Below are 11,213 nucleotides of genomic sequence, written 5' to 3' on the forward strand. Positions count from 1 at the left end.
CGCGGCCCTTTATCCGTGCGATATGTCGAATTCGGCAGCCAGTGCCGGGACCGATGCATCGTAGGCTTGTTCAAGTAAGTCAAAACTGTCATTGCACAGGTCGGAACGGCGACGGGCGATGGCCCGCGCAATCCGGAACTGCAGCACTTTCGCTTCGCCGGCGATGGTCTTGCAGGCCGCCTCGATGGTCGGCGGCGTCTCGATACGGAGTGCGCCAAGCCATGCGACGTACTGCCCAAGCAACTCGAAGTTCGCGCCGAGCTGACGCACCGTGTTGAATGCGTACAGATGGAAGTACTTTTCGCCGCGTGCGATCAAAGTCTCGATATGCGCGGGGAATGCCGCGCGAAACGCCGTTATCGGATTGTCGCGAGGACGGGCCGCCAGATGTTCGCGCAGGCGTAGGACCGAGGCACCTGCCAATGCCTTGCCAGTGAGCGCGGGTCGTGCCTGCTTGACGAATTCGACGTACGGGAAGAGCACACCGGGGTCCGTGCGCAGCGATTCAATTTTGCGGAATACCCCTGCATAGTCGTCTCCGTCCAGCGTGAAATAGCCGGCATTGTGGTAATAGCCAAGCCGGCTGCCTGCCCGATCGATCCGGTCGATGCCGATCGTCGTCTTCGTATGTTCGCGGCGGTACGAAGTCGCGCGGGTATCCGGCAGGTAAAAGCTGTCCATTTCGACGAGCACGGCATTGCCGCGGGTGATCTGATGTTCGACGTGTTCGTCGAGCTGGTCGAAGATCGATAGTTCCTGCACGGTCAGCCCGTAGAGACGGTCGAGATCGTGCAGCGGAAATTTGAAGAAGGTGAACTGGTCACCCTCGAAGTCTTGCGTGACCGTGAAGCCGAGTGCCGCACGCGCATCGTAGTTGCGCGAGGCGAGCAGGCTCAGCCAGAGGTCGACATAGCAATTGGTCTCCTGCCAGCCGCGTTCGACCGCGTGCAGGCCGGCGGGTGCCCGACTCGCCGGCCAAGGCAGACCGTTCGGGCTGACCAGGACTGAACTCATTGCTTGCCCCAGAGCGCTTCGCGCACGCTGGCAGGCCAGTTTTCGACGTCGAGCCCGTGGTTGCCGAACAGGGCAAGCGTGGTGCGCTCCATGCCGAAGCCGACGCAACCCGTGTGGGCCACCGCGCCGTCGGCCGTATAGAACTTCCAGATTTCGCCGAAGTGATCCATGTGATAGTTGAAGCTCAGGCAGGCGGTCGGCTTTTCTTCGCTTTCGATCGGGATCAGCAACTCGAACTTGAGCTCCTGTGCGCGCTGGCTATCGGCGACGATCTTGCCGCCGCGGCCAAAGAACGGGTCGTTGGCCAGTTCGATCGAGTGCGGCAAGCCGAGGGTTTCGATCAGCGCCTTGCCGCGTTCGATCCACATCGCGCGGAATTGGACGATCTGGTCCGGCGTGCCCATACGCACGTACTCGCGCATGCGGAACATCTGCATGCGGGCCGGATCGAGTGAGGGCTCGTGGCGGAAACAGTACGAGAATACGTCGATCGTGCGCCCCTCAGGGGGCAATGGGCCGCGCTTCGCGACGACCGGGTAGCACGGATAGCAGGCGGCCGGCGTGAGCACCACGCGCGTCGGCTTCTGGTTGTCCATCCAGTCTTCACCGTCCTCGAGGCACTTGAGCAGGCGATGGTGTTCACGCTCGCCGCCGCAGAAGCTGTGCACCGTGCCAGCGAGATTCGGGAAGCTCTTCAGGTATTCGCTGTCTTCGAAATCGGCGCGGTTCATCGCCGGCGGGAAGCGCATGACTTCCGCCCCCTGGTCCGCACCGCGTTGCGTGACGAGACGATTGATCGCCTCGACGACATTCTCGAATACTTCGCTGCGCCCATAGAGACCGTCGACACCGGTCGGGATCAACAGACCTGCATCGATGAGGTCATCGCGAAAAGTCCGCGCGGCCACCCGATCCAGCACTTCGGCAAGGGCCGCGGCGGTATCCAGGGGCTGCGCTTCGTCGACAGAAGGTTTGTATTCAGACATTTAGAACCTCGTCGTCGTGGAGCGTTGCGCAAGCAGCAGGCTGGCTGTGTTCGCGGCAATACGGTCGTTGTTGATCATCAGTGGGGCGGAGTGCAGGTCGCGCAGGTGACGGCCGACGCTAAACGGTGTGCCATTCTTGTAGCCTGCCATCCCGCAGATCATCAGCACCTGGCCGACCACGGCGAGGGCCGTGGTCGAAACGCTGGTCTTGAGCAGATTCATGTCGGAAGCGAAGGACATCGTTTCCGACAGCGATTCGCCCTGGCGCGCCTGCTTATAGCTGTCGAGTGCCATCGTTAATCGCGCGTGCATCAGCTGGAGCATGCCGACCGCTTCGGCCAGGCGTGTGCCACCCGGCGGCAGCGTGCCCGGCTTCGTGCGGGCCTGGACACGGAAGAACTGTTTGGCGCGATCGACCGCATTGGACGCGATGCCAATCCAGACCGCGGCCCACAACACATGCGAGACGGGCAGCATGGTGTGATCGGCGATATCGGCGAACGGCGTCGGCAGTACCTGTTCGATACCGCCGCGTGCAACGAGCTTGAAGGCGTCGCTGCAGGTCCCGCGCATGCCGAGCGAATCCCAGCCGCTACGCCGTTCGAGTTCGTAGTCCGACTTGAGCACGGTGATCAGTACCTGGTCGGACGACTGCGCGTCGGCACTGCGGCGGGCCGTGACAAGGATCCCGTCGGCGTAGGCACCGTAGGAAATCGTCGAGGCCAGTTTCTCGAGCGAGAACTGCTCGCCTTCGAGCTGGATTGCGCAGGCGCTGTTGCGCAGATTGCCGCCGACGGCGTCTTCCGAAGTCGCCGAGGCGAGCAGCAACTGTTCGCCCGTCAGGCGTTCGAGCAGGTGGCAATGCCATGCATCGCTGGGCGCGTGTTCGAGCAGACAGGCGACCTGGATCTGATGCATCGCGTAGACCATCGCGGTCGTCGAGCATGCTTCGCCGAGCGTCTTGCAGATCTGGGCGACGCAGCGCAGCGAGGCGCCATGGCCGCCGAAGGCCTGGGGCACCATCGCGCCGAGCAGACCCTGGGCGCGCAGGGCATCGATGGCTTCGCACGGAAAACGTGCCGAACGGTCGACATCGTCGGCATGCACCGCGGCGACTTCGGCCACGGCATGCGTCGCGACTTCGAGCGCGGCGAATTCGACGGCGCCCTCGTCCATGTGGCGACTCAGCGCCGCGAGTACAGGCGGAAACTCCGCGGCGGTATCGGTCTGTACCGTGACTGCGGGGAGCGTGCTCATACTTCCGCCTTGTTTACGGCAAGGCTGAGCACCGCCGCAGCGAGTGAATCGATCGACTGGAACAGCCTGCGCGTGAGCATGGCGTCGGGAATTTCAATGTCGAACGCGTCTTCGACAGCCAACATGATTTGCACCGTCGCCAGCGACGACAGGCCGTGGTCATAGAGGTCGGTAGCGTCTTCGATCTGATCGACCGGCACGTCCAGCCGTGCGGATTCGGAAAGGATTCGCCGCAGGGCGATGTAGCGAGGCGCGGTGTTCATCAGGTTCCCCAATTTCAAGCTAAGCCCCAAAAAACGTACCGACTTGACCGCGCGGGTGACGACAAAAACCTGGATGGGTTGTCTCGTGATCGCGCGTTACACGGCTCCTTTCACCAGATACCCCTCGTTTAGTTTTGGCGGGGATAGGTGAGTGGAGTGAATTAGACGGGATCGCGAGTTTTGAATCGGTGCGATGGCTCACACAAACTGCGGATCTCGCGCGAGTGCGGCACTTCCGGGAGCCGGCAAGCTTCCCGCAGGCGCTTATATTGCATCGCAGCATTTGAATGCCGCTGACTAATTGAATGCCGCTGACTTTCTCGTCACGGACTTTCTCGTGATTGCTTGCTTAGTTGTTCCGAGTATCGGGATACCAGCCGGAAACGGCCTCGGACAGGGTCGTGCGAAGGAAGCTCGGCCCGCTCAAGGGACTTGCCAGCTGTCGAGCGCATTTGAAACTGCCGCGATCACAGATTTCCAGTCCTGCGGGCCGGGCTGCCGGAACAGGGTCGCGCTCGGGTACCAGGGAGTGTCGCTGCGCTCGCGCAGCCAGCGCCAGTCGCCGTGGAAGGGGAGCAGAAGCCAGACGGGGCGGCCCATCGCACCGGCGAGATGCGCGACGCTTGAATCGACGCTGATCACAAGATCGAGCGTGGCCAGCAGCGCGGCCGTGTCGTCGAAGTCGCGCAGTTCGCCGCCGCAGAGCCAGACGGCCGGGTGCGCATCGAGGGTCGGCTGGTCGCGTGCGCGCAGCTCCGGCTGGACGATGACCCATTGGATATCGGGGAAGCGGAGCAGCGGCGCTGCCTCCGCCAGCGGCATCGACCGGTCTGCGTCGCTGCGGAACAGCGGGTTGCCTGACGTGACAAGGCCGACGCGCAGACGCGGGCGCGCAGGTAGGGATAGGCCCTCGAACGGGGTCACGACAGCGCTTGTGTCTCGGCTTGTGTCTCGGCTTGCGTCTCGGCTCGCGCCTTTGCTTTCGCCCTTGTCCGCAGCCAGGCCTGAGCCCGCACCGGCCTGCCCTGAACCCGCACTGGCCTGCCAACGCGCATCGAGCTTCGCACGCCATGCCGGGATGCGGTCGCCGCGCGCGCTCAGGTAAGGGACGTCGCTGCCGTAGCTTTCGCCCTCGGCTCGCAATGCATGAGGCATGCTCACGAGCGAATTCTGCCGGGTGAATGCGGGTTGCGGATCGCCCCGCGCGATAACTTGCATGCTTTCGATCCCGGCCACGCTGCGCGCGAGCAGCCCTTTGAGGGGTTGCTGGACTTCGACGGTCACCTGTGCGCCGAGCGCCGCAACGTGGCGCGCGAAACGGAAGAACTGGATCGTGTCGCCGAGCCCTTGTTCCGCGATCAACAGGAGTGACTCGCCGGCAATGCTGTCGTCGCCGTTCCAGACAGACGGCGTGATGGTCGCAAGACGCTGGGCGAACTCACGGTTTTCATAGGCCCGCCATCCGGCCCGATAGTCGCCCCGGCGCAGCAGGAGGCCGGCCTCGTCCATCCAGGTGTCGGGCCAATCGCCGCCGCGCAGCTGGCGCGCGGCACGGATACAGCTGAGCGCTTCGTTATCGAGACTCAGTGCCGCAAGAGTGCGGCCCAGGTGCCGGAATGCCTCGGCACAAGTCGGCTCGATCTCGATCGCGCGGTTGAACCATGGCAGCGCCTGGGCCAGCTTGCCGAGCCGCACATGCGCCTGCGCAAACGCGACGGCCGGCGCGCCGCGACCGGTGTCGAGCGCAAGCGCCTTTTGGAGCGGAACGAGCGCGGCAGCCGAGCGACCGACCTCGATCAGCGCCTCCCCCAATGCGGTGTGCGCACGGCCATGGGCGGGATCGATCACGATGGCGCGGTTCAGTGCCGCAAAGGCCTGCGGATAGTGTTTAGCGTGAGCAAGCGCTTCGCCGAGCCAGGTCAGCGCCACCGCACTATCAGGTGCGGCCGCGACAGCACGTTCGAATTCGGGAATCGCCTCGGCCGCGCGCGAACTTTGGGACAGTGCGCGCCCGAGCGCGATGCGCGCATCGCTCTCGCTCAGGGGATCCAGAGACGATGTCGGAGCCGGATCGATTGAACTGTCAGCGGCCAGTGCACCGCGCAGCACGTCGACTGCATCCGAATATTCTCCAAGTTCGACAAGCGCACGACCCAGCAGCAGGCTCGGCGCGGCATGCTCGGGAGCAAGGAATTGCGCCGTGCGCGCGAAGGCCGCTGCATTGCGCGCATCGCCGCATGCGAGGCGTCCCGCACCGATCGTGACGAGCGCGTCGATCCCGCCACGGCCGGCGTGAAACGCTTCGATCAGCGACACCGAGGACGCATCGATGTCATCCGAGCTCACATCACGAACTCCAGCGTTGCGGCGGAGCCGAGCTCGCTAGCCGCCTTGCCTCGGGCGAATTCGATCAAGGCCTGCTGCACATTGTCGACAAGCCCCTCCCAATCACCAAGCGCGGGCTGCCGGAACAGGCGTGCGCTCGGATACCACGGCGAGTCGGTACGATCGTGGAACCAGCGCCATTCCGCGGCCCACGGCAGCATCAGCCATATGGGCTTGCCGAGCGCACCGGCGATGTGGGCCACCGACGTGTCGACCGACACCACAACGTCGAGTATTTCGATCAAGGCAGCGGTATCCGCAAAGTCCGTCAGATGATTGCCAGCGTTGAAAACATGCGGCACGGACGTCAGCGACAACTGGTCGAAGGGCGACAGACCCGGCTGGATGACACACCAGTCGACCGAAGCGTCGCCAAGGAGCGGTGCAAGGTGGGCGATCGGCATCGAACGATTGTGATCGTTCACATGGGCGGCATTGCCGGACCAGGCAATGCCGATGCGCAGCTTGCCATTGGCCGGCAACGCACTGCGCCACTTTTCACGGTAGCTCTGAGGAACCGACAAGTATTTCCGCGCGCTCGGAATCGTCTCCACACGCGTTCCGAAAATCAGAGGCAGGCTCATCAACGGTACGTGGAAATCGCAATGCGGAAGTTCGCCGAGGTGGCTTGCCAGTGTGAGATTGCCCGCGGGTGCCCACGCTGCCACGCTGGGTGCAAGCAATGGCTGCACCGCGGCCTGCACGGCGAACACGACCCTCCCGTTGACCGATCGGGCGAGCATAGGCATATATCGCGAGAACTGCACCGTATCGCCATGCCCTTGCTCCGCTGTCACCAGCAGCGTCGCTCCGTTGAGATCTTCACCGTTCCAGCGCTTTGCACCCGCATACTTTTCCGGGGCGATGATCGGATGCCTGGCGACGCTGAAGCGCGTCTCATAGCCGCGCCAGCCTTCGGCATAGTTGCCGAGCCGCAAACGGCAGGTCGCCGCGGTGAGACGTGAATCCAGCGGAGAATCGGCCTCCAGTTCGTGCACACGATCGAACATGACGATGGCATCCGCGTCGGCCTTCAGCGCGGCCATCACGTGCCCAAGGTTATTGAAGGCCGCCGTGCCCCTCGGGTTCACGCCCAGGGCCGCCTGCAGAAAACTGAGCGCCTCCTCATTGCGCCCCATTCTCCAGAGGGTCGCGCCCATGCCGACCAGCGCATCGTAGTCGCCGGGCTTCGACTCGAGCGCACGCGCAAGTACGCTGACCGCCTCGGCGTTGCGCCCCAGTTTGAATAACGCGTTGCCCTTCTGAGACAGGCAGAAGGCGTCGGATGGAGTAAGCGCCAGCGCCAGTTCGTAGGCTGCGACGGATTCTTCATAGCGTTCCGCAAAATACAGCGCGGTCGCATATTTGATCTGTGTGACCGGGTCGTTGTGCTTGATCCGAAGCGCTCGGACGAAGAAACGCAATGCGTCGGCATGGCGGTCCAGCCGGGCCAACATATCGCCCACGCAGACCTGCAGGACGAATGAGTCAGGGTGTGCATCGGCGGCGTGACTCAGGCGCTCGAGTGCATCACCGCCGCGACCGAGTCCATCGAACACACGATGCAGTCCGACCCAGGCCCGCTCACACGCAACGTCGACGGCAAGCGCTTCTTCGTAGCAGGCGATGGCTTCTTCCGAGCGTTTGAGTGCGAAGAACATTTCAGCCAGTTGCAGACGGGCATCCGCGTCGGTCGGACGAATCTCCAGCGCACGGCGCAGCAGCTTTTCCGCATCGGCGAAGCGCCCCTGGTGTAAACGAACCACTCCGAGATCGCGCATCGCCTGCCAGTGGCCAGGTGCCTTTTTGAGGATCGCACTGAAACCACGGTCAGCTGCATTCAGCTGCTTTTTTTCAAGGGCGGCACGCGCCAGTTCGTACGGATTCATCGTCATTCACCTATATTGACGGCTGGAATGGCAACAGCGGCAACCTCAGCTGCACATCTCCCTGCGCGCCGGCACCATTGTCCTGCCATGCTTAACGGCCGAATCCATGCGAAGTTTAGGTCTGAGAGGGGGTGTTTAGGTTGAGCCTCAGGAGAATCGCACCTCGCCTGCACCTGCTTTTCCAGGGTTCCGCGGCAGCGATCCGAATACCTGCGCTCGCACATCGGCAACCCTTACCGCGCTTTCCTCATGAGCCGTGGGCCGTGCGTCTGTCGGACCCGAACATGCAATGCCCCTGTCCGGCAGAGGCCGCAAACAGCAACGATTCGCAACTCCGGTAGAATGCAGGGCTGCCCTTGCTCGAAACGACCCATACGTAATACGAGCACGTGCGCCGAAATACGATACGGTCGTCCCGCACCGTCCGGCGCCCGATTGACTGACTGAGCCGAAGATATGAGCAACCTCAACGAACAAACCGTTCTCAGCGTGCATCACTGGACCGACACGCTGTTCAGCTTTACCTGCACGCGTGACGCGTCGTTCCGTTTCGAAAACGGCCAGTTTACGATGGTCGGCCTTCAAGTCGACGGCAAGCCGCTGTTGCGCGCCTACAGCCTGGCGAGCGCCAACTACGAAGAGAACCTCGAATTTCTGTCGATCAAGGTGCCCGACGGCCCCCTGACCTCGCGGCTCCAGCATCTGAAAGAAGGCGACAAGGTCTTTATCGGCAAGAAGCCCGTCGGCACGCTGGTCGTCGACAACCTGCTGCCGGGCAAGAACCTGTGGCTACTCTCGACCGGTACGGGACTCGCGCCGTTCATGAGCATCATCAAGGATCCGGACGTCTACGATCGCTACGAACGCGTGATCCTGACGCACACCTGCCGCTTCGTCGACGAGCTGGCCTACAAGGAGTTCATCACTGAGCACCTGCCGGCGCACGAACATCTCGGCGACCTGATCCGCGAGAAGCTCGTCTACTACCCGACCGTCACGCGCGAGAACTTCCAGACGCGCGGCCGCATCACCGACCTGATCCAGACCGGCAAGGTGTTCGAGGATCTGGGCCTGAGCTCGTTTTCGCTCGAGAACGACCGCATGATGCTGTGCGGCAGCCCCCACATGCTCAAGGACACGCGCGAACTGCTGACGTCGCTCGGTTTTGCCGAAGGCAGCAATTCGGAGCCGGGTCACTACGTGGTCGAGAAGGCATTCGTCGGCTGAACGTTTGCGGGGCGCGGTGGTGGCGGATCCGTCGCCCCCGTGGTCTCCGCGCTTGGCCCTGACTGACAAAGTCTCGTCGATCCCCTGTCGCCGTATGGGCGCAGGGGATTTTTTCTGGGCGACGAATCCAGCTCTTTGGGATACCGCACGGCACAGATGACACCCATGTGAATAGCCGTCCGGCGAATTTAGTGGGGTTTACCTAAATCCCCATTTAGCGGGGTCGCGCTTAAATTTTGAGCACGAACACACCAGAATCTCGATGTTGCCGACCGCGAAATAAGTTCCCTCCCCTCCAACAAGTTGTTACAGCATTTGTCAGATTTTTTTACCCACATGTAGGTGTTTTCGCTACTTAAGACCGAGTTTTGCTCCCCGTCAGACCTTCACCCCAGAATAGTCCGACACGCCCAGGCCCTTTCCCAACATGCGTTTTGGCCTATTATGCGAACGCGTTCCAAAGTCTCGTCACTTCCCCGCGACGACCATTTGTCAAGTTGTTACCGAATGTAAATTAAGTTACATTGGGGGTCACCGATCTGCGCAAGGCTTCGTTCTTGAAACCTTTCATTCCTACTGGTAAACCGAACATGCAGTTTCCTGCAGACACCTTGTCAATGCTGGCTTCGCGGCCCACCGGACATGTTTACATGCCCGAACGCGAGGCTCAGCTCGACACGACGACTTCGGTTCCGGCGCTCGACGCACGGGCTGACGCCGGCTGGAACAGTGGTGCGACGGCCGCCCAGGAACTTGCGCAGGCGCGCATCGAAATCGAGCGCCTCAACGCACGGGTGCGTGAACTCGCGATGGAACTGGTCGCCACGCGGGAAGCCGAACGAGCCCGGCTCGCGCGCGAACTGCATGACGGCCTCGGCGCCCAGCTCACGGCGTCGCGCTATGCGCTCGCGCGCATCGAGACATGGCTACCGATGAACGCCGCCGAAGCGTGCCATGAAGCGCTCGCCACCGCGAACACCGCACTCGACAATCTCTGCGAAACCAGCCACCGCCTGGTTGAAGAAGGCCATGCACCGGCGCTCGAGGGTGGGCTCGTGAACGCATTGACGCGCTGGATCGACGATTTCAGCGCCGCCACGCGGCTGCAGACTTCATTCGAAACGATCGCCGACGCCCCCTCGATGCGTGCGCGAATCGCACAAATACAAAACGACGGGGCCAATACCGTCTTCCGGATCGTTCAGGAATCGCTGAACAACACCGCCAAGCACGCGGCTGCGCAAAGCGTGGAAGTCACGATCGCCGCCGAGCGGCGCTTTCTGACGCTCACGATCAAGGACGACGGCCGCGGACTCGCCCGCGGCGCACGCGCCAAGGCAAACCGTTTCGGCTTGTCCGGAATGCGCGCGCGCTGCGAGGCGCTCGGCGGTTCATTGAAAATCAGTTCGCAGGCCGGCCAGGGCATGCAGGTCCGTGCCCGGCTCCCGTGGGACGTGTTGTGCACATCGCGTTGATACGCGGCGTCCGACCCGACTACCCAACCCGTTACCGACTGCGATCACCGACCTAACATGACGCTACGAATCTTGCTCGCCGACGATCACGCGATCGTGCGCCAAGGTGTCAGGCAACTGCTACTCGACAAGGGTGTCGCAACCGAAGTGTCGGAAGCCGAGACCGGCGCGGATGCCCTCGCGCAGATCGACCGGTCTTTCTGGGATATCGTGCTGCTCGATATCTCGCTGCCCGACATGAACGGCATCGAAGTGCTCAAGCGCCTGCGACGCAAGGCGCCGCGCGTGCCGGTGCTGATGTTCAGCATGTACCGCGAAGACCAGTATGCCGTGCGTGCGCTCAAGGCCGGCGCCGCGGGTTATCTGAGCAAGACGTCGAACGCGGCGGAAATGATGAACGCGGTACGCCAGGTCGCCGCGGGCCGCAAATATGTATCGGCTCAAATGGCCGAGGCGCTGGCCGACTATGTTTCGCTTGACGGCGACCAATTGCCGCACGAACGCCTGTCGGACCGCGAGTATCAGACTTTATGCATGCTGGGATCGGGTAAGCGCCTCACCGATATTGCCCATGCGCTCTCCTTGTCGGTCAAGACGGTCAGCGTCTACCGCTCGCGCCTGCTCGAAAAGATGGGCCTGTCGAACAACGCCGAACTCACGTACTACGTGATGAGTAACAATCTGATCGACGTCGGCGGTGCCGCGGCCTAACCGTTT

General features: G+C 62.5%; 9 protein-coding genes. 3 read left to right on the forward strand and 6 right to left on the reverse strand.

The genetic code is table 11. The features are described 5' to 3' along the window. Positions 1-9: 9 nt before the first annotated feature. The 6 genes from HV670_RS02350 to HV670_RS02375 form a co-directional block, all read right to left on the reverse strand. Entirely contained in the window at positions 10-1,014 is a 1,005-nt protein-coding gene (locus tag HV670_RS02350; protein WP_175103043.1) for a DUF1839 family protein, read from the reverse strand. Next, positions 1,011-2,000, reverse strand: a complete 990-nt coding sequence (locus tag HV670_RS02355) for an amino acid--[acyl-carrier-protein] ligase (protein WP_175103044.1) — start codon at positions 1,998-2,000, stop codon at positions 1,011-1,013. The genes HV670_RS02350 and HV670_RS02355 overlap by 4 nt, the downstream gene beginning before the upstream one ends. Beyond that, positions 2,001-3,176, reverse strand: coding sequence for an acyl-CoA dehydrogenase family protein (locus tag HV670_RS02360; protein ID WP_175103337.1), 1,176 nt, complete (start codon positions 3,174-3,176; stop codon positions 2,001-2,003). A gap of 77 nt (positions 3,177-3,253) precedes the next feature. Continuing rightward, positions 3,254-3,520 (reverse strand): acyl carrier protein, encoded by a 267-nt coding sequence (locus HV670_RS02365; RefSeq protein ID WP_175103338.1) that lies wholly within the window; start codon positions 3,518-3,520, stop codon positions 3,254-3,256. 423 nt (positions 3,521-3,943) lie between these two features. Beyond that, positions 3,944-5,866 (reverse strand): tetratricopeptide repeat protein, encoded by a 1,923-nt coding sequence (locus HV670_RS02370; protein ID WP_175103045.1) that lies wholly within the window; start codon positions 5,864-5,866, stop codon positions 3,944-3,946. Continuing rightward, on the reverse strand, positions 5,863-7,794 hold the full coding sequence (locus HV670_RS02375) for a tetratricopeptide repeat protein (protein ID WP_175103046.1): 1,932 nt from the start codon (positions 7,792-7,794) through the stop codon (positions 5,863-5,865). Before HV670_RS02375 ends, HV670_RS02370 begins: the two co-directional genes overlap by 4 nt. A gap of 456 nt (positions 7,795-8,250) precedes the next feature. Here HV670_RS02375 and HV670_RS02380 point away from each other — a divergent pair, with 456 nt between their 5' ends. The 3 genes from HV670_RS02380 (at position 8,251) to rqpR (ending at position 11,207) form a co-directional block, all read left to right on the forward strand. Further along, positions 8,251-9,021 (forward strand): ferredoxin--NADP reductase, encoded by a 771-nt coding sequence (locus HV670_RS02380; protein WP_175103047.1) that lies wholly within the window; start codon positions 8,251-8,253, stop codon positions 9,019-9,021. A gap of 650 nt (positions 9,022-9,671) precedes the next feature. Further along, positions 9,672-10,496, forward strand: a complete 825-nt coding sequence (locus HV670_RS02385) for a sensor histidine kinase (protein ID WP_175103048.1) — start codon at positions 9,672-9,674, stop codon at positions 10,494-10,496. A gap of 57 nt (positions 10,497-10,553) precedes the next feature. Further along, positions 10,554-11,207, forward strand: a complete 654-nt coding sequence (rqpR, locus tag HV670_RS02390; protein WP_175103049.1) for a response regulator transcription factor RqpR — start codon at positions 10,554-10,556, stop codon at positions 11,205-11,207. The last annotated feature ends 6 nt before the right edge of the window (positions 11,208-11,213 follow it).

The organism is Pararobbsia alpina (genome assembly GCF_902859895.1).
GTDB classification, from domain to species: domain Bacteria; phylum Pseudomonadota; class Gammaproteobacteria; order Burkholderiales; family Burkholderiaceae; genus Pararobbsia; species Pararobbsia alpina.